This window comes from Mucilaginibacter puniceus (assembly GCF_054783175.1).
Window position 1 is genome coordinate 1,062,568 of record NZ_BAAGRB010000001.1, and the last position, 25,183, is coordinate 1,087,750.

At 39.8% G+C, this 25,183-nt stretch carries 24 protein-coding genes; 18 read left to right on the plus strand and 6 right to left on the minus strand.

What is annotated here, in order from left to right; all coding sequences use genetic code 11:
- Positions 1 to 119: 119 nt before the first annotated feature.
- Positions 120 to 1,730 (plus strand): CTP synthase, encoded by a 1,611-nt coding sequence (locus ACYVJ6_RS05035; protein ID WP_460692936.1) that lies wholly within the window; start codon positions 120 to 122, stop codon positions 1,728 to 1,730.
- A gap of 23 nt (positions 1,731 to 1,753) precedes the next feature.
- Positions 1,754 to 3,589 (plus strand): membrane protein insertase YidC, encoded by a 1,836-nt coding sequence (gene yidC, locus ACYVJ6_RS05040; RefSeq protein ID WP_460692937.1) that lies wholly within the window; start codon positions 1,754 to 1,756, stop codon positions 3,587 to 3,589.
- A 204-nt stretch (positions 3,590 to 3,793) separates the two neighbouring features.
- Here yidC and ACYVJ6_RS05045 read toward each other — a convergent pair whose 3' ends face one another.
- On the minus strand, positions 3,794 to 4,090 hold the full coding sequence (locus tag ACYVJ6_RS05045; protein WP_460693306.1) for a hypothetical protein: 297 nt from the start codon (positions 4,088 to 4,090) through the stop codon (positions 3,794 to 3,796).
- On the opposite strand from ACYVJ6_RS05045, the gene ACYVJ6_RS05050 reads away from it, so the two are divergent.
- The 4 genes from ACYVJ6_RS05050 to ACYVJ6_RS05065 all read left to right on the plus strand — a co-directional run bounded on the left by ACYVJ6_RS05050 (position 3,984) and on the right by ACYVJ6_RS05065 (position 9,881).
- Positions 3,984 to 6,905 carry an MBG domain-containing protein gene (locus ACYVJ6_RS05050; protein WP_460693299.1) on the plus strand — a complete coding sequence of 974 codons (2,922 nt, stop codon included), beginning with the start codon at positions 3,984 to 3,986 and terminating at the stop codon, positions 6,903 to 6,905. The two genes, ACYVJ6_RS05045 and ACYVJ6_RS05050, sit on opposite strands and share 107 nt — an antisense overlap.
- A 56-nt stretch (positions 6,906 to 6,961) precedes the next feature.
- On the plus strand, positions 6,962 to 8,323 hold the full coding sequence (locus ACYVJ6_RS05055; protein WP_460692938.1) for an exonuclease domain-containing protein: 1,362 nt from the start codon (positions 6,962 to 6,964) through the stop codon (positions 8,321 to 8,323).
- A 159-nt stretch (positions 8,324 to 8,482) separates the two neighbouring features.
- Complete coding sequence (locus tag ACYVJ6_RS05060; RefSeq protein ID WP_460692939.1) at positions 8,483 to 9,217, plus strand: SDR family oxidoreductase; 735 nt, start codon at positions 8,483 to 8,485, stop codon at positions 9,215 to 9,217.
- A 127-nt stretch (positions 9,218 to 9,344) separates the two neighbouring features.
- A complete protein-coding gene (locus ACYVJ6_RS05065; protein ID WP_460692940.1) occupies positions 9,345 to 9,881 on the plus strand; it encodes a pyridoxamine 5'-phosphate oxidase family protein in 537 nt (178 codons plus the stop codon).
- A 62-nt stretch (positions 9,882 to 9,943) separates the two neighbouring features.
- Here the strand turns inward: ACYVJ6_RS05065 and pyrF are convergent, their stop codons facing one another.
- Positions 9,944 to 10,774: an orotidine-5'-phosphate decarboxylase gene (pyrF, locus tag ACYVJ6_RS05070; protein ID WP_460693300.1), complete on the minus strand. Its 831-nt coding sequence runs from the start codon at positions 10,772 to 10,774 to the stop codon at positions 9,944 to 9,946.
- 354 nt (positions 10,775 to 11,128) lie between these two features.
- Between pyrF and rho the strand changes: the two genes are divergently transcribed.
- From rho to purS, 3 genes are all read left to right on the plus strand, one after another.
- Positions 11,129 to 12,751, plus strand: a complete 1,623-nt coding sequence (gene rho / locus ACYVJ6_RS05075) for a transcription termination factor Rho (RefSeq protein WP_460692941.1) — start codon at positions 11,129 to 11,131, stop codon at positions 12,749 to 12,751.
- 148 nt (positions 12,752 to 12,899) lie between these two features.
- A complete protein-coding gene (gene pssA, locus ACYVJ6_RS05080) occupies positions 12,900 to 13,622 on the plus strand; it encodes a CDP-diacylglycerol--serine O-phosphatidyltransferase (protein WP_460692942.1) in 723 nt (240 codons plus the stop codon).
- Complete coding sequence (purS, locus tag ACYVJ6_RS05085; protein WP_460692943.1) at positions 13,603 to 13,857, plus strand: phosphoribosylformylglycinamidine synthase subunit PurS; 255 nt, start codon at positions 13,603 to 13,605, stop codon at positions 13,855 to 13,857. The genes pssA and purS overlap by 20 nt, the downstream gene beginning before the upstream one ends.
- Here purS and ACYVJ6_RS05090 read toward each other — a convergent pair.
- Together ACYVJ6_RS05090 and folK are read right to left on the minus strand one after the other, a co-directional pair.
- The gene (locus tag ACYVJ6_RS05090; protein ID WP_460692944.1) at positions 13,854 to 14,228 is read right to left on the minus strand and encodes an Hpt domain-containing protein; all 375 of its coding nucleotides are present in this window, start codon (positions 14,226 to 14,228) and stop codon (positions 13,854 to 13,856) included. The two genes, purS and ACYVJ6_RS05090, sit on opposite strands and share 4 nt — an antisense overlap.
- A 21-nt stretch (positions 14,229 to 14,249) precedes the next feature.
- Complete coding sequence (gene folK, locus ACYVJ6_RS05095; RefSeq protein ID WP_460692945.1) at positions 14,250 to 14,729, minus strand: 2-amino-4-hydroxy-6-hydroxymethyldihydropteridine diphosphokinase; 480 nt, start codon at positions 14,727 to 14,729, stop codon at positions 14,250 to 14,252.
- A gap of 88 nt (positions 14,730 to 14,817) precedes the next feature.
- Here folK and sppA point away from each other — a divergent pair, with 88 nt between their 5' ends.
- The 8 genes from sppA (at position 14,818) to ACYVJ6_RS05135 (ending at position 21,894) form a co-directional block, all read left to right on the plus strand.
- Positions 14,818 to 16,590 carry a signal peptide peptidase SppA gene (gene sppA, locus ACYVJ6_RS05100; protein WP_460692946.1) on the plus strand — a complete coding sequence of 591 codons (1,773 nt, stop codon included), beginning with the start codon at positions 14,818 to 14,820 and terminating at the stop codon, positions 16,588 to 16,590.
- 9 nt (positions 16,591 to 16,599) lie between these two features.
- On the plus strand, positions 16,600 to 16,779 hold the full coding sequence (locus ACYVJ6_RS05105) for a hypothetical protein (RefSeq protein WP_460692947.1): 180 nt from the start codon (positions 16,600 to 16,602) through the stop codon (positions 16,777 to 16,779).
- Between the two features lie 60 nt (positions 16,780 to 16,839).
- Complete coding sequence (locus tag ACYVJ6_RS05110; RefSeq protein WP_460692948.1) at positions 16,840 to 18,522, plus strand: helix-hairpin-helix domain-containing protein; 1,683 nt, start codon at positions 16,840 to 16,842, stop codon at positions 18,520 to 18,522.
- Between the two features lie 125 nt (positions 18,523 to 18,647).
- A complete protein-coding gene (gene gmhA / locus ACYVJ6_RS05115; RefSeq protein WP_460692949.1) occupies positions 18,648 to 19,202 on the plus strand; it encodes a D-sedoheptulose 7-phosphate isomerase in 555 nt (184 codons plus the stop codon).
- Between the two features lie 7 nt (positions 19,203 to 19,209).
- Positions 19,210 to 19,716, plus strand: a complete 507-nt coding sequence (gene rfaE2 / locus ACYVJ6_RS05120) for a D-glycero-beta-D-manno-heptose 1-phosphate adenylyltransferase (protein ID WP_460692950.1) — start codon at positions 19,210 to 19,212, stop codon at positions 19,714 to 19,716.
- Positions 19,717 to 19,742: 26 nt separating this feature from the next.
- Positions 19,743 to 20,345 (plus strand): DUF4254 domain-containing protein, encoded by a 603-nt coding sequence (locus ACYVJ6_RS05125; protein WP_460692951.1) that lies wholly within the window; start codon positions 19,743 to 19,745, stop codon positions 20,343 to 20,345.
- Positions 20,346 to 21,374 carry a glycosyltransferase family 9 protein gene (locus ACYVJ6_RS05130; RefSeq protein ID WP_460692952.1) on the plus strand — a complete coding sequence of 343 codons (1,029 nt, stop codon included), beginning with the start codon at positions 20,346 to 20,348 and terminating at the stop codon, positions 21,372 to 21,374.
- Between the two features lie 43 nt (positions 21,375 to 21,417).
- A complete protein-coding gene (locus ACYVJ6_RS05135) occupies positions 21,418 to 21,894 on the plus strand; it encodes a SixA phosphatase family protein (RefSeq protein WP_460692953.1) in 477 nt (158 codons plus the stop codon).
- Here the strand turns inward: ACYVJ6_RS05135 and ACYVJ6_RS05140 are convergent.
- Positions 21,891 to 22,589 carry a 2-C-methyl-D-erythritol 4-phosphate cytidylyltransferase gene (locus ACYVJ6_RS05140; protein ID WP_460692954.1) on the minus strand — a complete coding sequence of 233 codons (699 nt, stop codon included), beginning with the start codon at positions 22,587 to 22,589 and terminating at the stop codon, positions 21,891 to 21,893. The two genes, ACYVJ6_RS05135 and ACYVJ6_RS05140, sit on opposite strands and share 4 nt — an antisense overlap.
- 82 nt (positions 22,590 to 22,671) lie before the next feature.
- The gene (queA, locus tag ACYVJ6_RS05145) at positions 22,672 to 23,721 is read right to left on the minus strand and encodes a tRNA preQ1(34) S-adenosylmethionine ribosyltransferase-isomerase QueA (protein ID WP_460692955.1); all 1,050 of its coding nucleotides are present in this window, start codon (positions 23,719 to 23,721) and stop codon (positions 22,672 to 22,674) included.
- 156 nt (positions 23,722 to 23,877) lie between these two features.
- Here queA and ACYVJ6_RS05150 point away from each other — a divergent pair, with 156 nt between their 5' ends.
- Positions 23,878 to 25,125, plus strand: a complete 1,248-nt coding sequence (locus ACYVJ6_RS05150; RefSeq protein ID WP_460692956.1) for an ABC transporter permease — start codon at positions 23,878 to 23,880, stop codon at positions 25,123 to 25,125.
- Positions 25,126 to 25,183 lie beyond the last annotated feature (58 nt).

Sequence of the window (25,183 nt, forward strand, 5' to 3'; positions counted from 1 at the left end):
TTAAAACTTTCCAACAATTCTATTTTCTTATCAGCAAGCCCAAATATTTTCTTACTTTTGTATCCCGTACACAAACATTTGGTTTCGGCTTAAAACCGGCTCCATTTTCAAAACAAAACATGACTAAATATATATTTGTTACGGGCGGTGTATCCTCGTCGTTAGGCAAGGGTATTATATCGGCATCTTTAGCTAAGTTACTGCAATCTCGTGGCTACAGCGTAACCATTCAAAAGTTTGATCCCTACATTAATATTGATCCCGGAACATTAAACCCATATGAGCATGGCGAATGTTATGTTACCGAGGACGGAGCCGAAACCGACCTTGACCTTGGCCATTATGAGCGCTTTTTAAATACGCCTACATCCAAGGCAAATAATATTACTACCGGCCGTATTTACCAAAATGTGATCAATAAAGAACGCGAGGGTGCTTTTTTAGGTAAAACTGTACAGGTAATTCCGCATATTACTGATGAGATAAAACGTAACATACGCATATTGGGCGAAGACGGTAAATACGATATTGTAATTACCGAATTAGGTGGTACCGTAGGTGATATTGAATCGTTGCCTTATATTGAAGCTGTACGACAGTTTAAGTGGGAAGTAGGTTCAAGCAACGCAATAGTAATACACCTTACATTGGTGCCTTTCCTGGCTGCTGCGGGCGAATTAAAAACCAAGCCTACACAACACTCTGTTAAAATGTTATTAGAGTATGGTATACAGCCGGATATATTGGTTTGCCGTACCGAACATCACCTTACACAGGATCTGAGAAAAAAAATCGCATTATTTTGTAACGTTAACCTTAATGCCGTTGTCGAATCAATAGACGCATCAACTATTTATGATGTGCCATTATTGATGTTGAAAGAGCAACTGGATAAAACAGTATTATCTAAATTAAAACTGCCTAATAAAAGTGAACCGGATCTTGAAAATTGGAAAGATTTTTTGGGCCGCTTAAAAAACCCTACATCCGAAGTTTGTATTGGTTTGGTAGGGAAATATGTGGAACTGCCCGATGCTTATAAGTCTATCATCGAATCGTTTATACACGCCGGTGCTAAAAACGAGTGTAAAGTAAAAGTACAGTATATACCGTCAGAACAATTAACCCCGGGTAATGCTATTGAAAAATTAAAAGGCCTGGATGGGGTATTGGTTGCACCGGGATTTGGTGAACGTGGTTTTGAAGGCAAAATTGAGGCGATACGCTATGTGCGCGAAAATAATATTCCCTTCTTCGGTATATGTTTAGGTATGCAATGCGCCGTGGTTGAGTTTGGCCGTAATGTTTTAGGCCTAAAAGATGCCAGCAGTACCGAAATGAACCCTGATACCAATAATCCGGTTATTGCCATGATGGAAGAGCAGAAAAAAGTAGTGAACAAAGGTGGTACCATGCGTTTAGGTGCTTATGACTGCGACCTAAAAAAAGGAAGCAAAGCTGCAGCTATATATGGTAAGTTGCATATAAGCGAGCGCCATAGGCACAGGTATGAGTTTAACAACGATTATTTAAAAAAATATGAAGAAGCTGGTATGATTCCATCTGGTTTTAATCCTGATAATAATTTGGTGGAGATAGTTGAACTTAAAAATCACCCATTTTTTATAGGGGCGCAGTTCCACCCCGAATTAAAATCAACGGTTGCTAATCCGCATCCACTTTTTATTAACTTTGTCGCCGCTTCACTGGCTTACGCCCGAAAAAAATAGTACTTGTACGATAAAATTAAGTAATGGATAGAAATACGTTTACAGGATTATTCCTGATCATGCTCATTATAGCCGGCTCGGTATATTTTTTAAAACCGAGCGAGACTGAGTTGCAAAAAGAGAGAGAGAAACAACATATAGATTCGCTAAAAAGAGCCGGTATTGCACCCCCTGCTGAAATTAAGATCGATAGCTCAAAAGCCGCTCAACCAGCGGTTGATTCGGCTGCTTTAAAAAGCCCGTTCGGTGGCACTATAAGTGGCACCGAAGATTTGATCACTGTTGAAAATAATGACCTGCGCATTAAATTAACCACCCGTGGCGGCCGTATTTATTCGGTTGAGTTGAAAAAATTTAAAACCTACGATAAAAAACCGTTAATATTATTTGATGGCGATAAAAATAAATTTGGTTTTACTTTCTCTGCTGCAGGCACTGCCAACATCAATACCAACGACCGTTACTTTACGCCAAGCGCGACCGAGTTAAAAGTTGCCGGCACAGATTCGTCGTCAATCACAATGCGTTTAAGCTACAGTGCTACTCAATACATTGATTATATATACAGTTTAAAAGGCGAAGGATATAAAGTTGGTTTTACTATAAAAGCAACCGGGTTAGATAATGTAATTGCCAACAGTAACTCAATTACTTTAGATTGGTTAAGTAATTTAAACAGGCTGGAAAAAAGCCCGGTGTTAGATCGTGAGTATTCCATGATCCAATACCTTGATGCGGAGAATGATTTTAGCACTTTAGGCGATACTAAAGACGATCAAAAGGAAATAACTGATCAAAAATTACAATGGGTATCATTTAAACAACACTTCTTTTCAAGCGTATTATTAAGTAAAGAAGGTTTTAGTAAAGCTAAATTCGCGGTAGTTACTGATACCGCTATACATAATGAAATAAAGCAATTAAAAGCTAACCTGGTAATTGCACGTAGTGCCGATGGAAGCTTCCCGATGGAGTTTTACTTTAGTCCTAACCGTTTCAATACTTTACAGGCTCAGGGCCATGATTTAGAAAAGCAGATCAATTTGGGTTGGGGACCGTTAAAATATATCAATCGTTATGCTGTATTACCCATATTTAACGCGCTAAATCATTTTAACTGGAACTATGGCTTAATTATTTTGGCATTAACCATTATCCTTAAATTGGTTTTATCGCCGCTTACCTATAAGTCATACCTTTCAATGGCTAAGATGCGTGTTTTAAAGCCCGAAACCGACGAAATTGAAGCCAAGATTGGTAGTGATAATCCTACACTGCTACAGCAGGAAAAATTAAAACTCTATAAAAAAGCCGGGGTTAATCCACTAGGCGGTTGTTTGCCTTTACTGCTGCAAATGCCTATAGTTATTGCCTTCTTCCGTTTTTTCCCAAGTTTATTTGAGTTGCGCGGACAAAGCTTTTTATGGATGAATGATTTGTCGACTTATGATGATATCATCAAATTTGGCTTCTCTATCCCGTTTATCGGCGACCATTTAAGCTTAATGTGTGTGTTGATGACTATATCGACCTTGATATATACCTATTTTAACAACCAAATATCGGGTGTAACCGGCCAGATGAAGTATATTGGATACATTACCCCAATCATATTCTTAGGTGCGTTAAATGGCTATCCATCAGGTTTAAATTATTATTACTTCCTGGCAAATATGTTTACGTTTTTACAGCAGTATTTAATTCGCTTGATGGTTGACGATAAAAAAATACATGCTCAAATTGAAGCAAATAAAAAGCGCCCTGTTGATCCTAAAAAGAAAAAATCAGGCTTTGCCGCTAAAATGGAAGAAATGATGCGCGAGCAGCAGAAAGTACAGGCGAAGAAGGGAAAGAAGTAGAGATTAGCGGTTAATTAGAGAGTAGTCAAAACATGAAGGGGCCTTATTGGCCTCTTTTTTTGTGGTAATTAACAACTAAATGTAAATTAGGAACGTGAAGCCTTTAAGATTTTATTTATTCTGGATTAGACTTATCATGTTTTTTGTGATAAGTATTCCAACAGTTTTAAAGGCGCAAACTAGTCAAACGGTTAATGCTAGTAGTCAAACGGCAGTTGTTAATTTCCCGGTAACTACGTGCACATATACTTGGACTAACAGTAATCCTGCTATTGGCCTTGCTGCCAGCGGTACTGGAGATATTGCCGCGTTTACAGCAACAAATATTACCGGAAGCCCTATTAATGCTACCATTACTGCTACGCCAGTTGGTCCTTCGTCACAGCCGCCGTTATTGTACGTTCCCCTTACTAATAGCAATACTGTATCAGTAATAAATGCGACAACTAACGCATTGATTACTACAATACCAGTGGGTAGTAGTCCGTGGGGAGTTGCCATAAGCCATGACTATAATAGGGTTTATATTGGGAACTTTGCTTCTAATAACATAAGTGTTATTTATATGCCTACTAATAGGGTGATAGCTACAATACCACTTAATTCGAGACCGGAGGCGATAGCAGTTAGCCCAGATAATTTAAGGGTTTATGTATGTGAGTGGTCTACTAACACTATAGCCGAGATAGATGCTTTAACAAACACAGTAATAGGCAGAATTGCTGTTGGAAATAAGCCAATGGGACTATCTTTAAATTTTGATGGAAGTAAAATGTATGTATGTAATACAGATGGAACAATATCAGTGATAAACACAGTAACAAAAACTGTTGTTTCTACTATAAATATAGACCCCGAACCGCTATATACATTATTGAGTAATGATGATAAAACTTTGTATGTTATTCACCGTACTCTACATGAGATAGAGGTCATTAACACAGCAACATCTACCGTTACAGCGCGTATCAATATTGGCGCTAATGCTCAAGGTGGAATGGTGTTAAGTCCGGATGGAACTCGTCTTTATGCATCCAATTGGGGGGATAAAACTGTGTCTATAATAAACACAACTACTAGCATGATCATTGGAACAATACCTGTTGGGCCCGGCCCTTTTGGTTTGTCAGTAAGTGATAATGGTAATTTACTTTACGTTTCCAATTCAGGCGATAACACTATGTCTGTTGTTAACACAACTTCATTAACAGTAACATCAACATTTAACTTGGGGGGGCTACTATATTCAACAGGTAATTTATATGTACCACACGCTGACTGCAGTCAACCAATAACTTTTAATATAACAGTTAACGCTGCAGCTATAACGCCGGTTATAACTACTACCAGTAGCCCGTCCACAGTAAGTACTACTTATGGTACACCGTCTTTACGATCAAGTTTTATGGTATCAGGTGTAAATATAGTATCAGGTATATTGGTTACCCCACCCGCCGGATTTGAAGTGAGCATAAATGGCAGTAATTTTTTTAACACGGTTACCGTTCCAGGTAGCGGCATAATAGCACCAACACCTGTTTATATCCGGCTAAAAGGAACTACAGCTGCGGGCATTCACTCAGGTAATATACTTTTAAGTAGTTCTGGCGCACCGGATGTAAATGTAACTATGCCCAATAGTACAGTTTCCCCATTTCCTATAAACATTAATATCTATGCTCTTATAAATTATGGCGATGTATTAAATGATATGACGCTTATACCTTCTAATTTTGATTTTAGTGTAATTAATGCGAGCCTAAAAAATGGGGAAACAGCAACAGCCATAGATGTTACTTTAACCGGTGGAAATACAGGGCGAGACCCGGTTGGTATATATAACAATGTAATTCATTCATCAAACCTAAGGGGTAACAATGGTTTTTTATTGAGTAATTATACTATCAACTATAATAGCGGGCCTATAACAATAGCTCTGGCCCAACTAATCATCACCGCTAATAATATAAATAAATCTTTAGGAAATACGCTTACAGGCGGGCCCGGTTCAACCGATTTTACGGTTACCGGTTTACAAAATGACGAAACTATAAACACGGTAACAATAACTTATGGCAATGGCGCGGCGGCAAATGCTCTCTCCGGTACTTATAGTGGATCAGTAGTACCATCTGCAGCGGTGGGTGGTAATGGATATTTGGCAAGTAACTATGCTATAACGTACATGCCCGGCAATATTGTTGTAGCTGCTGCGGGTCCGGCTATAACTACATCCGGTACATTACAACCACTTACTACCATATACGGTACGCCATCATTATCAACAAGTTTTACAGTTTCGGGCAGTAACTTAACCGCCGGAATTTTGGTTACGCCACCGGCAGGTTTTGAGGTAAGTGCTGATAATATAATTTTTAGTAATACCATAACGATTGGTTCGGCAGGTACTGTTACTGCAATCCCGGTTTATATTAGGCTAAAGCAAACCACATTTGCGGGTAGTTATTTTGGTAACATCAATTTAACAAGTGCCGGTGCTGCTTCCGTTAATAGCCCAATGCCCACAAGCACAGTAACACCTGCTCCATTAACAGTAACTGCAACTAACGTAAGCAAAGTTTATGGGAGTATTCTTACAGGCAGTACAGGCTCAACGGCTTTTGTAGTAACTGGTCTTCAAAATGGAGAAACTGCTGGTAGTGTTAGTATCACTTATACAGTAGGTTCGGTAGCAACGGCCAACGTGGGTACTTATAATGGCTCGGTTATAGCGTCGGTAGCTACAGGTGGTACATTTACAGCAGGAAATTATGATGTAACTTACCAACCAGGAAGTATAACCGTTACACCAGCGTCACTAACAATTACTGCAGATAGTAAAACAAAAATTTATGGGGATGCCAACCCAACCTTGACTATTACCTACCAAGGTTTTGTAAATGGTGAGAGTACAATGCAGTTAACCACACAGCCAGTTGCTGCTACAACTGCTACGCAGGCTTCTGATGTTGGCGTATACCCTATAACCGTAAGTGGTGGCTCGTCACCAAATTACACTTTAAGTTATGTTGATGGTACGCTTACTGTTTATAAAGATATTAGCATACCCAATGCTTTTACCCCTAATGGTGACGGTATAAACGATACCTGGAAAATCAGTAATTTAAATCCTAGTCTTAAAATTACAGTAGAGATAATGAACCGTTATGGTACACGTGTTTATAATTCAATCGGTAATTCAGCGTCATGGGATGGTTATAGCAATGGCGTGCCCGTTCCGTTTGGGGTGTATTATTATGTTATTAAAGGGGTGAAAGAAAAGCCGCTAACCGGATATATAACGGTTATACGTTGATCAATTAAATAAAAAATCAACTAAAAATATTAGCAAAACTTACTACATTTACATCCATGTATGCAATTGTAGATATTGAAACGACGGGAGGGCATGCCAGTGCTAATGGTATTACCGAAATAGCTATTTGCATACATGATGGTAAAAAGGTAACCCAGCGTTACAGCACCCTTGTTAATCCCCGCAGGGATATTCCTATTTACATACGCGCGTTAACCGGCATCAGTAATGAAATGGTAGCCACGGCGCCCGATTTTGAAGATGTTGCAGCCGATATATATCACCTGCTGCACGGCAAAATATTTGTCGCCCATAACGTAAATTTTGATTACTCGTTTGTACGCCACCATTTAATGGCAGCGGGATATACACTACACTCCAATAAGCTTTGTACGGTAAGATTAGGGCGTAAAATATTGCCCGGTTTGCCATCCTACAGTTTAGGTAAGCTATGTAAACAGTTGAATATAGACAATGATAGCCGTCACCGCGCCATGGGCGATGCGGATGCTACTTCAAAACTATTCTCGTTACTACTACAAAGCGATACCAATAACCATATAAAAGCCGCCTTAAAGCAAAACTCAAAAGAGCAGGTATTACCACCGCATCTGCCTAAAAAAGCTATTGAGCAATTGCCATCCTCGCCGGGGGTATACTATTTTCATGATGCCAAAGGCAAGGTGATATATGTTGGCAAAGCCAAAAATATCAGGAAGCGTGTATGCAGTCATTTTACGGGGAATAACACAGGCTTGCAGCGGCAGGAGTTTATGCGCAATATTTACCAGATTACGCATCAGGAATGTGGCACGGAACTAATTGCCTTTGTCCTGGAAGCGGTAGAGATCAAACGCCTGTGGCCAAAGTATAATCGCTCGTTAAAACGTTTTGAGCATGCTTATGGTTTGTACGCTTTTGAAGACCAGCGCGGCTACCTGCGCCTGGCTATAGATAAGTACCGTAAAGGCAACGAAACGTTGTACACCTGCAACAGTATGCTGGAAGGTTATAACTTGTTAAACAGGCTTATTGTGGATTTTGGGCTATGCTCCAAGCTATGCTTCATTCAAAAAAATAACCAGCCCTGCAATAACGGCGATGGCTGTGCATGTACCGGGAGTGGAGCGGTTGAGGATTACAACCAAAAAGTAACTTACGCGCTAAATGAGTTACGTGAGGCATTACCAACATTTGCCATACGCGATGAAGGCCGTACCGACGATGAGCATAGTTGTATATTAATTGAGAAGGGACAATTTTATGGTATGGGTTATATATCACACTATTTTCAGGTAGAGGATATACATCAACTTAAAAATTACTTAACGCCATACCCTGGCAATGATTATATAAAAACCATGGTGCATAATTATGCCACCCGCTACCCCGAGCGTAAGGTGATGTTTGCGGGTTAAAGCAAATGTCATTTCGAGCATAGCGAGAAATCTATTCACAGATAGTAACCATGTGTATAGATTTCACCTCGTACCTCGTTCGAAATGACAAGCGGGTTTTGGATAGATGTACATCATTTGTATCTTGCCCTAAAATCAACCAATAAAAAACTAAATATTATGTCAGGAAAATTAACAGGTAAAGTGGCCATTATTACCGGTGCCAGTGCGGGTATTGGCCGTGCAAGCGCATTGGCCTTAGCTGCTGAAGGCGCCCATGTTGTTATAACCGCCCGCCGCGGCGAAAGGCTGGAAGAACTAACCGCCGAAATAAAAAAATTAGGATCAAATACCACCATAGTTGTAGGTGATGCCCGCGATGAAAAAACTGCCGAGGAAACCGTTAAAGCCGCGTTAGCGGTAACCGGCAAAATTGATATCCTGTTGAACAATACCGGTATGGGTATTTATAAAGATTTGGTTGATACCAGTTTGGAAGATTATGAAACTATGGTGGACACCAACGTACGCACCACCTTTTTATTTAGCCGCCACGTAGTGCCGCACATGATCAAACAAAAAAGCGGAACTGTTTTGATGTTATCATCAATGGCAGGGATGTATGGTTTTGCAGGTGAAGCGGTTTATTGCGCAACCAAATTTGCGCAAGTAGGCTTTGCGCAGGCATTGGATAAAGAATTACGTCCGCATGGTATTAAAGTAGGCGCTATTTGCCCGGGCGGTGTTAAAACCGAGTTTGCTTTAGGCACAGGCCGTACCAAGGAAGGCGTAGCCCAATCGGGAATGTTGGAACCGGAAGATGTAGCAGGGGCGGTGCTGCTGGCTTGTACGCAATCGCCTGGATCGCGTATCATCGAGATACAAATGCGTACTATGGCTGAAGCGTTAGCTTAATAAAGATTAGTTATTGAAGATTAAAGATTAGGTTTGGCAGTTGTGTCCAAACCTTTTTTATTTAATGTTATTCTTGGCATGTTATCTGCTTTGGTTAGGTACATCATTTACCAATCAAAATCAAACCATGAATAGCATTAATCAACAACAACCCGAAGATAATTTTGAAAACTTAAATGGCACCGAAGCCATAACCAAATTAAAAGCATTGGCAGAAGATGCCAAAACCTGCTTTTTTACTACCAATATTAAAACCGGCTTGCCATCATCAGCCCGCCCAATGACCGTACAGGAAGTAGACGACGAAGGTAACCTATGGTTTTTATTAGCTAACGACAGCGGAACTTACCAGGAATTGGAACACGAACCATTAGCACAATTATTTTTCCAGGGATCAAAATACTCCGACTACCTGAATGTGTATGGCATCGTAAGCTTAAGCCGTGACGAAGAAAAAATTAAAAAATACTGGAACCCAATATTAAAAACCTGGTTTACCGAAGGGCAGGACGACCCACGTATTGCGACAGTTAAAGTTGAACCTACAGAAGCTTATTATTGGGACAATAAACACGGCAATGCTGTAGCCTTTATTAAACAACTGACCGGCGCAGCCATCGGTAAAACGTTGGATGATTCGGTAGAAGGGAAATTGGACGTTTAATAGTCAGTTGGGAGTAGTGAGTAGTCAGTGATGAGTTTGTTAAGGATACTGACTACTCACCACTATATAATCCCCGCCTTCTCCAACTCTACCTGCATTTGCTGTTGAATCTTCAATGCTTCGGCACGTGCGGCATCTGCAAAATCTTCACCATTACCGGCATATATGATAGATCGGGATGCGTTTACGATTAAACCACAATCTTTGGTCATACCATACTGGCAAACATCAGCTAAACTGCCGCCTTGCGCGCCAACACCGGGTACCAGTAAAAAATTATCAGGCGCGTATTGGCGTATGGCAATAAATTCGGTGCTTTTGGTGGCACCAACAACATACATTATTCTATCGGCACCTGCCCAGGTATTGGCTTTTTTAATTACGGCCTCGTATAAAAAACCATTTTCGGTAGTTAAGTATTGAAAATCCTTACTGCCTGCTGATGAGGTAAGCGCTAATAGAATTATCCACTTACCATCATAAGCCAAGTATGGCGTAACGCTATCATTTCCCATATACGGTGTAATGGTAATAGCGTCAAAGCTCATCCCTGATGAGGCTTCATCAAAAAAAGCGCGGGCATATTTATCCGATGTGTTACCAATATCGCCACGTTTGGCATCAATAATATTTAAAGTATTTTTCGGCAGATATTTCCACGTACCTATCAGGCTTTGTAAACCTTTTACCCCATAAGCCTCGTAAAAAGCAGCATTGGGCTTGTATGATACGCATAAATCCTGTGTGGCATCAATTATCCGTTTATTAAATTCAAAAATAGGGTCGGGGTAGCTTTTTAAAAAATCGGGTATTTTGTCAATATCGGTATCCAGGCCAACGCATAAAAATGATTTTTTTTGTTTGATCTGATCTATTAACTGCCGGCGCGATATCATGAAAGGATATTTTAATTATTTGAATGGTCAAAAAAACTAAAAAATAATTTAAGTGTAACAGTTATATAGATATTTTTTTAAAGTTTTGATAATTTAAATTAATTGATTAAAATTGTATCGTTTTCCAAATGAATTTTTCTTGCGCTAAAGAAACAATTTAAGATCCACGTTATTTTTTAGTTACTGGTTTAGATAGTCCGAAGCAAGCTGCAAAATAAATTTCTTTCAAAAATTTTAATAAATATTTCTATTCAAAACCAACAGGATAGGTTAAGCAAAATACAAATGGGCTTACTGCCATTTAAACATAACATTCTAAGTAAAAAATCTTTTTGAAATATAATTCATATCATGTCTGATACAACCGAATTGAACGACAAGCTCGTTTCTGAGTTGCGCGAAATTGCCAAAAGTTTAGGTATTGCCGAAGCTGACGAACTACGAAAACCACAGCTAATAAGCGGTATAGTTGAACAGCAACAATTAATTGAGGCCGCCCGGGCTCAGCAAAGTACTGTTGAAAACAACTATGCCGAGAAAGGCGCGCCAGCCGCTGCTGAGAGCAACGATAAAGCACGGAAACGTATACGCACCATAAAAAGTAGCAATACACCACGAGTGGAAGTGCCGTTGGATGATACCAACTTATTTGATCTGCACGATGAGCCGGTGATTGAAGAAACTGATAATGATGAAATAATTACTCCGGTTCAACCGGTAGCTGAGCAACAGGAAGGTGAGCCGGGTACTAAAGCTGAAGAACGCGTACCTGAGGCACGTCAGCCTAAGTTTGAGCGCCGTGTTAACAATACAGGCAACGGTACCGCAAAAAGTCAGGACCCCGCCATTAACATGGATTTTGATAATGTTATTGTAAACGAAGGTGTATTAGAGATAATGCCCGATGGTTACGGTTTCCTGCGTTCATCTGATTATAACTACTTAACATCGCCTGATGATATTTATGTATCACAGTCGCAAATAAAATTATTTGGTTTAAAAACCGGCGATACCGTTCGTGGTAGCATACGTCCGCCAAAAGAGGGCGAAAAATATTTTCCATTGGTACGTGTAGAAGCCATAAACGGCCGTATACCCGCCGAGGTGCGCGACCGTGTACCATTTGATCACTTAACACCTTTGTTCCCGTCTGAAAAATTAAGCTTGTTTACTGATCCGGGTAATTATTCAACCCGTATCATGGATCTGTTCTCGCCGATAGGTAAGGGGCAGCGTGGTTTAATTGTGGCACAGCCTAAAACCGGTAAAACCATGTTATTAAAGGATGTGGCTAACGCAATCGCCAAAAACCACCCGGAAGTTTATCTGATCATTTTATTGATAGATGAGCGCCCGGAAGAGGTTACTGATATGGCCCGCAGTGTACGCGCCGAAGTAGTATCATCAACTTTTGATGAGCCCGCAGAGCGTCACGTGAAAATTGCTAATATCGTATTAGAGAAAGCTAAAAGAATGGTAGAATGCGGCCACGATGTAGTTATCTTGTTAGATTCTATCACCCGTTTGGCGCGTGCCTACAATACCGTAGCGCCTGCGTCAGGTAAAATATTATCCGGTGGTGTGGATGCCAATGCATTGCACAAACCTAAACGCTTTTTTGGTGCCGCCCGTAACATTGAGGATGGCGGTTCATTAACCATTATAGCTACCGCGTTAACAGAAACCGGTTCAAAAATGGATGAGGTGATATTCGAAGAATTTAAAGGTACCGGTAACATGGAACTGCAGTTGGATCGTAAATTATCTAACAAACGTATATTCCCGGCTATTGATATTACAGCTTCAAGTACCCGCCGTGATGACCTGTTGTTGGAGCGTGAAAATTTACAGCGTATATGGATACTGCGTAACCACTTGGCTGATATGAACTCGCAGGAGGCAATGGAGTTTTTACAGAGCCAGATACGTGGTACAAAAACCAACGAGGAGTTTTTGGTATCAATGAATTCATAAAAAATATAATTAACTAACTGTAAGGGTTGTAAAACGACGAAATTATTTGAATTTCACACTTTTACAACCCTTGTTACGTTATAGCAGTTATAAGTCTTAAACTATCCTTATTGATTTATTAATATAATACTAATACCTTGCACGCTAAATGAGGAAGCGAGTAAAAAAACATGTTCCAAATGCCATTACCTGTGCTAATTTGTTCAGTGGCTGCGTAGGTATTGTTTTTGCTTTTCAGGGTGAGTTGATATTTGCCGCCTACGCGGTATTGCTGGCTGCCATTTTTGATTTTTTTGATGGATTTGCCTCGCGCGTTTTACAGTCATTTTCGGGTATAGGCAAGGAGTTGGATTCGCTGGCAGACATGGTGAGTTTTGGTGTTTTGCCATCCGTAATATTGTACCAGTTATTTTTGCAGGCACCTCAAATTGATAAGGTTAGTCCCTATTTAAATTTTATTGCCTTTTTAATACCCGTTTTCTCGGCCCTAAGGCTGGCAAAGTTTAATACCGATACGCGGCAAGCCGAAATATTTATCGGCCTTCCTACACCCGCAAATGGTATGCTGATAGGGTCGTTCCCACTTATATTGGATCAATATCCTAATTTAAATAGGTACATCCTTAATCCTTATGGTTTATCGGCGTTTGCCCTTATAATGTGCATTTTGCTGGTAGCAGAAATGCCTCTGATGTCGCTTAAATTCAAGAACAAAGATTTTAATAAAAATATTTATCGGTATTTACTGCTGTTGTTTTCGGCAATACTGATACTATTTTTTAAATTTGCCGCAGTACCGGTGATCGTATTCTTCTACGTTACCTTATCTATAATTCAATTTAAAATAGCAAATGACAAAGTTCCAGGCTGAAATAGACGTAATGCCAAAAAAAGAGATACTTGACCCACAAGGAAAAGCAGTAACCGGAAGTATGAAAAATTTAGGTCTTGCCGAAATTCAGAATATCCGTATAGGCAAACATATTACGCTGGAAATTGAAGCCGAAAATGCCGAGATAGCTCACGCTAAAGTTGATGAGGCCTGCAAAAATTTGCTGGCCAACCTCATCATGGAATCTTATACTTTTAAGATAGCGCAGGTTTAAAGCTTCGCTTTAGCTTCAGTTTGAATTTGCGTTAAAGCCGGCATATTTGCCGCTATAATGGTATTTACTTCTGCCAATTTTGCTTTTGCTTCATCAGTACTTATACTTCCCGTTTTACAGCCACTTTCAATTTGCTGAATAAGGGCTTGTGTGTTTAGCATACCAAAAAAGCCAAGTGTAGCTTTTAATTTATGTGCTGCCGCACCCGCGGTAGGTAAATCATTTGCAGCAAGTGCAGTTTCAATCTCCTGTAATATAACAGGCGTTTGCTGCATAAACATATCAATTGTATCTACAATAAATTCATCGCTGCCATCGGCAATTTCATTTAACAGGGATAAATCAAGATCTTGGTTGGTATAGTCTGCCATGTATATTAGAGTTAGCCAAAATTAAAATTTTTTAACAATCAAGTTGTCTTTTAGTTCGTTTTTTAGCTGTAAAATTTTTTTATTTAATGTAGGATGAATAAAGTCGGGCGCAATTTCTGCCAAAGGTTCAAGAGTAAACTTACGCTTATGCAGTTCAGGATGGGGTACTTTCAATTCAGGTTCATTAATTAAAGCATCGCCGTAAAATAAAATATCTATGTCAATTAACCGTGGCCCCCATTTTTCCTCGCGTACACGGCCTATTACCCACTCAATATTTAATATTTTTTGCAGTATAAGTTGTGCCGATAATGCAGTTTGTATTAATACAACCTGGTTCAGATAATCAGGCGAATCCGTTTTACCCCATGATTGTGTTTCGTAAACGGCCGACTGTTTAATTACAGGTGATATTTCGGCCTCAATGCACCTGATTGCTTGTTGTAAAAGCAGGTTTCTATTACCCAAATTGCTGCCCAATAATAAAAAAACCTTAACCATTTGTTGTAACAATTATTATATAACAGGCTCTTAATAGTATACCTATGTATTGTTAAGTTTGCATAGTTATAAAATATTATAATATTAAATGAAACAATTCTTCAAATTTGTTCTGGCTACTATTGTCGGCTTATTTTTTACGATGATAATAGCCTTCTTTTTTATTGTAGGGATAATAGCGGCAGCGGGTGGTGAAAAGACTACAAATGTTGAAGCAAACTCCATATTACATATACAGTTTACTAAGGAAATAGCCGAGCGTACACCTGAAAATCCGCTTAAAGGTGTACCACTATTAGGATTAAGTGATGATAAAAATATCGGGTTAAATGATATTTTGGCTAATATTAAAAAAGCTAAAACCGATGATAACATTGAGGGTATTTTTTTAGATGAGAGCCAGTTAAACGCCGGCGAAGCAACCGTTGAAGAGATACGCAATGCATTGATAGATTTTAAAAAGTCGGGCAAGTTTATTATTGCCTACTCTGAAATATATACCCAGAGCTTTTATTACCTGGCATCAGTAGCTGACAAAGTTTATATCAACCCTAAAGGTATATTTGATTTTGGCGGGTTTAGCTCGCAAATAACCTTTTTAAAAGGTGCGCTGGATAAGTTGGGTATCGAGGCCCAGATAATAAAAGTAGGTACCTATAAAAGCGCGGTTGAGCCTTATGTGCTAACCAAAATGAGCGATGCTAATCGTCAGCAGGTAACATCTTACGTAGGTTCATTATACGGCCATTTTTTAACCCGCATAAGCACCAGCCGTAAAATAAATAAGGATAGCTTGTTTAATTATGCAAACAACTTATTGATACAGGAGCCTGAAGATGCTGTAAAGTATAAATTGGTTGATGGTTTGAAGTATAAAGATGAAATACTGTTAGATGTAAAAAACCGGTTGGGCATGGATGTTAAGGACGATATAAAAAGCATTGAAATTGAAGACTATACTCATACCACTACCAAAGATGATGTAGATAAAGCCAGCCCGGCTGAAGGCCGAATTGCGGTTATATACGCCTCGGGTGATATTACAGGTGGTGAGGGTAATGATAATATTATAGGGTCCGAAACTACATCAAAAGCCATACGCAAGGTTAGGCTGGATAAAAAAGTAAAAGCGGTGGTATTACGTATAAACTCGCCGGGTGGCAGTTCGCTGGCTTCAGACGTTATTTGGCGGGAAGTGATGCTTACCAAAAAGGTTAAACCTGTTATTGTATCTATGGGTGATGTAGCTGCCTCAGGTGGTTATTATATAGCATGTGCGGCCGATTCTATCATCGCGCAGCCAAATACCATTACGGGTTCAATAGGTATATTCGCTGTGATACCTAACTTGCAAAAACTTTTTAACGATAAACTGGGTGTAACCTTTGATGGGGTAAAAACCGGCAAATACGCTGATTTAGGTGATATGACCCGCCCGCTCACTAACGAAGAAAAAGCCATCCTGCAAAAGCAGGTTAACCGGGGTTATGACGATTTCACCAAAGCCGTAGCTGCAGGCCGTAAAAAAACACAAGCCTATATTGACAGCATTGGCCAGGGCAGGGTATGGACAGGCGAGCAAGCCCTTAAAATTGGTTTGGTTGATAGGTTAGGAAACATAAGCGATGCGGTTAAATCAGCCGCTAAAATGGCTAAGTTAAAAGACTATAAACTGGTAACCTATCCCGAGCAAAAAAGTATGTTTAGTGCTTTGGGTATGGATATCAGCGCACATGTAAAAAGCCGCGTCCTGCAATCAGAACTTGGTGATAACTTTAAATACTATCAACAAATAAAAGGCATTACCCAAATGATGCGCACTCCGCAGGCACGTATGGAGTACGATGTGGTGGTTCACTAATTGATAATTATGAATTATACATATTTATTTGGTGGTATTGCTTGTCTAATATTTGGTGGATGGCTTACTATTCATCAAATTAGAATTTTTAAAAAAGGCAAGCAAGATCGATTAGGGGTTGATATTAAAGGTTTAAGTGTCGGAACTCTATTGTTAATTCTAGGTGTGTATTTGTTAACTCATCTTTAGTCCTCTCCATCCTCTATCAACTAACAAAAACCTTTTGTATTTTTACGGGGTTAAACCATTATGGAAAATAAACCCATTGCCCGCGCGCTTCGCCTGCTATCGCAACTCATGGAACTGCATGAGGTAAATCCGTTTAAAATAAAATCAATAGCCAATGCTGCTTTTAAGGTAGATAAGCTGCCATTTAAAATATCCGGTAAAACCGTTGAGGAAATGGAGAAGATAGACGGCGTAGGGAAAAGTGTAGCCGCCAAAGTAAGAGAACTGGTGCAAACAGGCACAATGGCCGAGTTGGAGGATCTATTGGCCGCAACCCCTCCGGGTGTGGTAGAAATGATGAAGATAAAAGGCATAGGCGCTAAAAAAGTAGCTACCATTTGGCGCGAAATGGAGATTGATAATGTGGGAGAGTTGTATTATGCCTGTAATGAGAATCGCTTAATAGAAGCCAAAGGCTTCGGTTTAAAAACACAGGACGAGATACGTAAAGCCATTGAGTTTAGTATGGCCAGTAATGGCAAATTTTTATATGCTCAAATTGAGCAAGACGCACGTGCTTTACGCAACCTGTTAAAAAGTGTTTTTGTGGGTGCATTGGTGGGTTTTGCCGGAGAATTTAGGCGTTTATGTGAAATTGTTACGGAATTGGTTTTTGTATTAGGTAGCCGCGATCAGGAAATGGCGATTAGTACGGTCTTAGAATCGGACTTTATATTTAAAATGAAGGATGAAGGTTGCGGGCATATCAGTGGGGAACTGGAGAGTGGCCTGAAAGTGAGCATTTACTGCGTGGAGAAGAGATATTATTACAGGGAATTGTTTATCCGCACAGGTGATGAAGAGTTTACAACCACTATTTTAAGGGATATAGATGAAGGCGTTGACCAGCCCGAAAGCGAAGAATTGATATTTGTTAAAGCCGGTATAGATTTTATTTTACCTGAACTGCGCGAAGGAACTGATTTTATTGAAAGGGCTGCAAAGCACCAATTACCCCAGTTAATAAGCGAACATGACCTGAAAGGTACGCTGCATAACCATAGTACCTGGAGCGACGGTGTAAATACGATAGAAGAAATGGCACTGTATTGCCGTGATGAGTTAAAGTTGGAATACCTGGGTATGTGTGATCATAGCAAAAGCGCCTTTTACGCTAAAGGCTTAAGTATTGAGCGTGTATTACAACAGCACGAGGAGATAGACCACCTGAATAAAAACCTTGACGGGTTCCATATTTTTAAGGGAATAGAATCAGATATTTTAAATGATGGATCGTTGGATTACCCGGATGAAATATTGAAACGATTTGATTTTATTGTGGCTTCGGTACACTCTAATTTAAAAATGACCGAAGAGAAGGCCACTGAACGGTTGATTAAAGCTATTGAAAATCCTTACACCACGATATTGGGCCACCCAACAGGCCGGTTGTTGTTAAGCCGAAATGGATATTCTATCGACTACAGAAAGGTAATTGACGCCTGTGCAGCAAATAATGTGATCATTGAAATTAATGCCAACCCGTTGCGTTTAGATTTGGATTGGCGCTGGCACCAGTATGCTTTGGATAAAGGTGTTTGGTTATCCATTAACCCGGATGCACACCGTAACGAGGGCTTTTTGGATATGAAATATGGGGTATTAACTGCCCGAAAAGGTGGTTTATACAAAGAAAGATGCTTAAATGCTTTATCATTGCAGGAAATTAAAAATGTATTTGACTTGAAAAGGTCAAACGGGTAGATTAATATTAAAACAAATTAAATTGTCATCTCGAACATAGTGAGAGATCTATACACACGATAATCCGAAAATATGTATAGATTTCTCTCTGTCGCTCGAAATGACATTATTATATAACACACAACATGGTTATTGAGCAACTGCACGATCATCAAAATACACTGCAAAAGGTAATTGACATATTAGTGCCTGATATTGAAGCGGCATGTCAACTAATTACCGACACCATAAAAAGTGGTAATAAAGTTTTACTGGCAGGTAACGGCGGCAGCGCGGCAGATGCTCAGCATATTGCGGCCGAGCTAACCGGGCGATTTGTAAAAGATCGTAAAGCGTTGCCTGCGATAGCTCTTACTACTGACACATCGGCCATAACATCAATAGCGAATGATTATGGTTATGATTTTGTTTTTTCGCGACAGGTAGCCGCTTTGGCACAACCCGGCGACTTGTTTATAGCTATATCTACCAGTGGTAACAGCCAGGGTATTATCAATGCTATACAAACTGCTAAGGAAAACAATTGTAAGGTTTTGGGCCTTTCGGGCAGAGATGGTGGTAAAATGAACGGGCTTTGCGATTTGAATGTCGTGGTACCATCTGACACGACTTCACGTATACAGGAAATACATATTCTGGTTGGCCATATACTATGCACCGCGGTTGATAATTTATTTTAATTATTAAATGAGAAACAACCTGGAACAATCCCTTTTAAATAAAATAATCGATCTGCCATCGCTTAAAAATCAAATGAGCGTATGGAAAGACGAGGGTAAAAAGGTGGTGTTTACCAATGGTGTTTTTGATTTGTTGCATATAGGCCATATTACTTATTTAGCTAAAGCGGCAGAATTGGGGGATAAATTGATCATCGGTTTAAATTCCGACACATCCGTAAAACGTATTAAAGGCGATGACAGACCAGTGAATGACCAAAATAGCCGTGCTATGTTATTGGCGGCCTTATTTTTTGTTGACGCGGTAGTTGTTTTTGAACAAGATACACCGCAGCAACTAATTGCCACTTTATTGCCTGATATTTTGGTGAAAGGCGCTGATTACGCCGTTGAAAATATTGCAGGTGCTAAAGAAGTGATGGCAAACGGGGGTGAGGTTAAAACCATTAGCTTTGTAGATGGCTATTCCTCAACCTCAATTATTCAAAAAATAAAGGATAGAGCAGGGAAATAGGGTATCTTTGAATTTTATAATTTATCATGTTTAGTAAGCAGTGCAATACCATATTTGAACAAACCGTAGCCGATTATCACCAGTATAACGATATTGATAAGGTTTGTCCTAATCCTTTTGATGCCGCAACCATCGATAATGTACTATATGCTAAATGCTGGATAGATACGGCCCAATGGCACATGGAGGACGAAATACGGAACCCCTCCATTGACCCCGCAGAGGCTTTGTTATGGAAACGCCGCATTGATAAATCAAACCAGGATCGTACCGATATTGTAGAGGAAATTGATACTTATTTCTTTGAAAAATATAAAGGTGTACAACCCAAATCATCAGCCCGTATCAATACAGAAAGTCCTGCATGGGCGGTTGATCGATTATCCATTCTGGTGCTGAAAATATGGCATATGCGCGAGGAAACCCTGCGTACCGATACCAATGCCGCGCAATTAGAAAAATGCAGCCAAAAGCTGGCTATATTACTTCAGCAGCAAATTGATCTGTCACTAGCAATAGATGAACTGTTGGCCGATATTGAACAGGGTGATAAGTACATGAAGGTTTACCGCCAGATGAAAATGTATAACGACCCGGCACTTAACCCGGTTTTGTACAATAAAAAGTAAATGGAAGGCAACAAGCACCTGCTGGTTATGCGTTTTTCGTCAATGGGCGATGTAGCCATGACGGTGCCTGTAATCAAAGCCCTGCTTGATCAAAACCCCCAAGTTACCGTCACTTACGTTTCGCGTCCTGCATTTGCCGAGTTTTTTGCAGGTATACCACGGCTTAATTTTTTTGCTGCCGATGTAAAAAATGAGTATGATGGTTTTACCGGCCTTTTAAATTTAAAAAGCCATCTTCAAAAGCAAGGAAGATATGATGCCGTTGCCGATCTGCATAATAGTCTGCGTACTAAAATACTGCGGAGGTTGTTTCGTTTTTCAGGCATCAAGGGTAAATATGTTGATAAGGGCCGTACCGAAAAAAAGCTGTTAACCCGTTTCCCATATAAAGTATTAAAACCCTTAAAGCGCATGCATGAACGCTATGCAGATGTTTTTAGGGCGTTAGGTTTTAAGGTAGACCTGGATTATCAATTGGTAAATGATCCTCAACAAGTAACTGCAGAAATAACCGCAGTTACGGGTGTAAAAGATATAGCCTGGATAGGTATAACTCCCTTTGCTCAATATAAAGGCAAAACCTATCCTATGGAAAAAATGGAGGAGGTGTTTGATAAACTAAGCACCCAAAACGTTAAAGTTTTTTTATTTGGGGGATCGCCGCTTGAGCAGGAAATATGCGCGGGATGGGAAGCAAAATACAGTAACGTGATTTCAGTAATACAAAAACTCAATATGCAGCAGGAACTGGTGTTAATTAGCCAATTAAGCGTAATGTTAAGTATGGATTCGGCAGGTATGCACCTGGCATCTTTAAAGGGCATCCCGGTGGTATCCATCTGGGGTGCAACGCACCATTACGCTGGCTTTTTGGGGTATGGGCAGTCGGAAGACAATATCGTAGCTGACGATATCGAATGCCGCCCATGTTCGGTATATGGTAATAAACCTTGTTTCCGTAAAGATTACGCCTGTTTGTATAATATACAGCCACAAGCTGTGGTTAATAACTTGCTTAAATTTGTTTAGTAAACAACGGCTGGTAATTACTGTTAAATAATAAAATCCTGCTATGAAAAAGTTATTACTCATTCGCCACGCTAAAGCCACTCACGAAACCGGGTTTATAGATTTTGAACGCCCTTTGCAAGAATCAGGTTTACATGATGCCGCTATTATGGCTGCACGGTTGAAAGAAAAAGGCTTAATACCCCAAATACTGGTTGCCAGCCCGGCTTTGCGCACGCTATCAACCGCTAATATTTTTTCGCAGCACCTGGCTGTACCGCAACCCCAAACCAATAAGGATATTTACGAAGCTACGACCTTAGCGCTAATGAAGGTAATCAATGCCTTGCCCGATGAGCATGATTTTATAGCCTTAGTTGGGCATAATCCGGGCATGAGCGACTTGCTTTATTACTTAACCAGGCAATTACAGGATGTACCTACATGCGCCATTATGCTGATAGAATTTGATGTAGATAGCTGGATGGAAATTATTGAAGATGCCGGCAAGCTGGTTTACTATGATTATCCTAAAAGCTAATTATTATTGTTCTGCAGTTGCTTTAACAATAATTCAGCAATAGCAATATCTTCGGGGAAGGTAATTTTGATATTGCGGTAATCACCATCTATCAGCCTAATGGCTACGCCTGTTTCTTCAACCACGCTGGCATCATCAGTAAACTTAGTATCGTAAGCTTGCTCATAGGCTTTTTTAAGCTGCACTGATTGGAAGGTTTGCGGAGTTTGTACCAGGAATATCTCATCGCGTATCAAACTGGCTGATACATCGTTTTTTACCTGCCTGATGGAATCACGGCTTTTTACGGCTACAACCGCGTTACCGTGCTCTGCTGCCTGAATAAAGGAGTTATCTATAATTTGCACGCTTGTTAATGGCCTTACAGCGTCGTGTACTGCAATTACTGCATAGCTGTCAGTAATAGTATCTAAACCGTTTTTAACTGAATGAAAACGGGTTTTACCACCATTAACTACTTTATGTGGCGTGTAAAAATTATATTGCTTGCATAGCTCATCCCAATAGGAGGTAGCATCAGCAGGAAGAACTAAAATAATTTGGGGTTGCGATTCAGCATCGTAAAATGCCTGTATGGTATGCATCAAAACAGGCAAGCCATTCAATAACAAAAACTGTTTGGGTATGGTGGCCTGCATCCGGCTGCCCGTGCCGCCCGCTACTATGATGGCGTAGTTTTTTAAATCATTAGTCATTGTGTCATTGAGTCATTGTATGACTATCTCTAAGCTAATCTAACAAATAAAACCAATGACTTAATGACTAATGACCAAATGATTATATAATCAGCATGGCATCGCCATAGCTGTAAAAGCGGTATTTTTCTTTTATAGCAACTTCGTAAGCGTTCATCACATTTTCGTAACCACCAAATGCCGATATCATCATTAGCAAAGTAGACTCCGGCGTATGGAAGTTAGTGATCATGGAGTTAGCTATGCTAAAATCATACGGCGGGAAAATGAACTTGCTGGTCCAGTCGTTAGCTGCTTTTAAAGTTTTATTGGCAGAGACAGCTGACTCAATAGCACGCATAGAAGTAGTGCCCACAGCACAAATACGTTTTTTACGCTCAATACCTCTGTTTACAATATCAGCTTGTTTTTGCTCAATAATAAATTGTTCAGAGTCCATTTTATGTTTGGTCAAATCCTCTACCTCAACCGGGCGGAAGGTACCTAAACCAACATGCAGCGTAACCTCAGCAAATTCAACACCTTTCAATTCCAGGCGTTTCATAAGTTCGCGGCTAAAGTGTAAACCAGCGGTAGGGGCCGCAACAGCGCCTTCATGCTTAGCAAATATGGTTTGGTAACGTTCTTTATCTTCTTCGGTAGCTTTACGTTTGATGTATTTAGGCAGTGGTGTTTCGCCTAATATTTCTACATTACGACGGAACTCTTCATCGGTACCATCAAATAAAAAGCGTATGGTACGGCCGCGCGATGTGGTATTATCCACAACCTCGGCAATTAAAAGGTCATCCTCGCCAAAGTATAACTTATTACCAACGCGTATTTTACGTGCCGGGTCAACCAGCACATCCCATAAACGAAGCTCTTTATTCAGCTCTCTCAATAAAAACACTTCAATAGTAGCGCCGGTTTTTTCTTTATTACCGTACATACGTGCCGGGAACACTTTGGTATTGTTAAGGATCATTACATCCTTGTCATCAAAATAATCAAGTACATCTTTAAATACTTTATGCTCAATTTTACCTGAATCGCGATGCAGAACCATTAAACGTGATTCGTCACGAACGTCAGAAGGGGAGTGTGCAATTAATGATTCGGGTAAATTGAATTTAAATTGAGATAATTTCATGTTAATATATATGAATTTTCAGGGCGCAAATGTATGCAATTTTTTTAGCAATAAGTTAACAGATGATTAGGGTATTTGTGTTGCTTTGCCAATATATAATTAATTTTTTGCACCTTGTAACGTGTAAGGCAGATTCATGTCTAATATACACACGATATGATATTTTTAAAACTTTTTAGGGAAAGCTTTTTATTTGCGTATGATGCCTTAAGGCAAAACAAGCTGCGTACCTTGCTTTCTTTATTGGGTGTTACCATTGGTATTTTTACCATTATAGCTGTTTTTTCGGCAGTTGATACGTTGCGTGATAACTTGCAAAAAAGCGTAAATAAACTGGGCAGCAACAGTATATACATTGAAAAATGGCCATGGGTTGCTGATGGCGAATATCCGTGGTGGAAGTATATGCAGCGCCCGGTGCCAAAATTGAGGGATTTTCGCGAATTGCAGGATCGCAGCCAGGCCGCCGAGGCTATATCCTACGAGATAAGTATTGATAACCGTACTGTAAAGTATAAAAGCAATACGGTTGATGGTGCTCAAATTTTTGCCGCTACACAGGATCATAACAAAACCTGGAACTTTGATTTTGATGATGGCAGGTACTTTACAGATATTGAATCGCGCACGGGTGCGCCGGTAGCCATATTGGGCTATGAAATTTATGATAATTTGTTTCCCGGTGTTTCGGCCGTTGGTAAGCAAATAAAGGTTATGGGCAAATATGTAACCGTAATTGGTGTGTTTGCCAAAGAAGGGGAAGATATGTTGGGCTTATCTAATGATAAGCAAGTGCTAATACCCCTAAACTTTGCCCGCACCGTATTGGATGTGCAAAGCGATAGATATAACCAGTCAATTGTGGTTAAAGGCAAACCCGGTGTACCGGTGGATGAATTGGAGGGCGAATTAAAAGGCGCAATGCGTTCCATTAGAAGTTTAAAGCCCGGCGAAGATGATAATTTCTCTTTAAATAAAATTACCCTGTTATCAGACCAATTGGATATATTATTTGCGGTAGTAAATATTGCAGGAGCAATTATTGGCTTGTTCTCCATATTGGTAGGCGGCTTCGGCATTGCCAATATTATGTTTGTATCGGTAAAGGAGCGTACCAATATTATCGGCATTCAAAAATCATTAGGCGCTAAAAATTATTTCATATTATTACAGTTCCTTATTGAGTCTGTTATTTTATGTTTATTAGGCGGATTAATAGGTTTGTTATTGGTATACGGCGGAACATTTGTAGTTAAATGGGCATGGGATGTAACCATAGTTTTATACCTTAAAAATGTAATTATTGGTATAGGTACATCAGTTGCCATTGGTGTAATATCAGGTATTATACCTGCTTACTCGGCATCCAAACTTGATCCTGTTGAGGCCATAAGAACTAATTAGTTTATTGGTTCATTAGTTCAATGGTTCATTGGTGGGTAGTTCATTATTGCGTGTATTA

Bases quoted from the DNA above. Each gene is read 5' to 3' on its own strand.
- ACYVJ6_RS05090 (WP_460692944.1), bottom strand. From the start codon at position 14,228: ATGGCAGACTATACCAACCAAGATCTTGATTTATCCCTGTTAAATGAA.
- gmhA (WP_460692949.1), top strand. From the start codon at position 18,648: ATGGTTATTGAGCAACTGCACGATCATCAAAATACACTGCAAAAGGTA.
- ACYVJ6_RS05045 (WP_460693306.1), bottom strand. From the start codon at position 4,090: ATGGCAACTCCCCACGGACTACTACCCACTGGTATTGTAGTAATCAAT.
- ACYVJ6_RS05035 (WP_460692936.1), top strand. From the start codon at position 120: ATGACTAAATATATATTTGTTACGGGCGGTGTATCCTCGTCGTTAGGC.
- ACYVJ6_RS05105 (WP_460692947.1), top strand. From the start codon at position 16,600: ATGAATTATACATATTTATTTGGTGGTATTGCTTGTCTAATATTTGGT.
- purS (WP_460692943.1), top strand. From the start codon at position 13,603: ATGACAAAGTTCCAGGCTGAAATAGACGTAATGCCAAAAAAAGAGATA.
- ACYVJ6_RS05055 (WP_460692938.1), top strand. From the start codon at position 6,962: ATGTATGCAATTGTAGATATTGAAACGACGGGAGGGCATGCCAGTGCT.
- ACYVJ6_RS05125 (WP_460692951.1), top strand. From the start codon at position 19,743: ATGTTTAGTAAGCAGTGCAATACCATATTTGAACAAACCGTAGCCGAT.
- folK (WP_460692945.1), bottom strand. From the start codon at position 14,729: ATGGTTAAGGTTTTTTTATTATTGGGCAGCAATTTGGGTAATAGAAAC.
- rfaE2 (WP_460692950.1), top strand. From the start codon at position 19,210: ATGAGAAACAACCTGGAACAATCCCTTTTAAATAAAATAATCGATCTG.
- ACYVJ6_RS05110 (WP_460692948.1), top strand. From the start codon at position 16,840: ATGGAAAATAAACCCATTGCCCGCGCGCTTCGCCTGCTATCGCAACTC.
- queA (WP_460692955.1), bottom strand. From the start codon at position 23,721: ATGAAATTATCTCAATTTAAATTCAATTTACCCGAATCATTAATTGCA.
- ACYVJ6_RS05060 (WP_460692939.1), top strand. From the start codon at position 8,483: ATGTCAGGAAAATTAACAGGTAAAGTGGCCATTATTACCGGTGCCAGT.
- ACYVJ6_RS05150 (WP_460692956.1), top strand. From the start codon at position 23,878: ATGATATTTTTAAAACTTTTTAGGGAAAGCTTTTTATTTGCGTATGAT.
- ACYVJ6_RS05140 (WP_460692954.1), bottom strand. From the start codon at position 22,589: ATGACTAATGATTTAAAAAACTACGCCATCATAGTAGCGGGCGGCACG.
- ACYVJ6_RS05130 (WP_460692952.1), top strand. From the start codon at position 20,346: ATGGAAGGCAACAAGCACCTGCTGGTTATGCGTTTTTCGTCAATGGGC.
- sppA (WP_460692946.1), top strand. From the start codon at position 14,818: ATGAAACAATTCTTCAAATTTGTTCTGGCTACTATTGTCGGCTTATTT.
- pssA (WP_460692942.1), top strand. From the start codon at position 12,900: ATGAGGAAGCGAGTAAAAAAACATGTTCCAAATGCCATTACCTGTGCT.
- ACYVJ6_RS05065 (WP_460692940.1), top strand. From the start codon at position 9,345: ATGAATAGCATTAATCAACAACAACCCGAAGATAATTTTGAAAACTTA.
- yidC (WP_460692937.1), top strand. From the start codon at position 1,754: ATGGATAGAAATACGTTTACAGGATTATTCCTGATCATGCTCATTATA.
- rho (WP_460692941.1), top strand. From the start codon at position 11,129: ATGTCTGATACAACCGAATTGAACGACAAGCTCGTTTCTGAGTTGCGC.
- ACYVJ6_RS05135 (WP_460692953.1), top strand. From the start codon at position 21,418: ATGAAAAAGTTATTACTCATTCGCCACGCTAAAGCCACTCACGAAACC.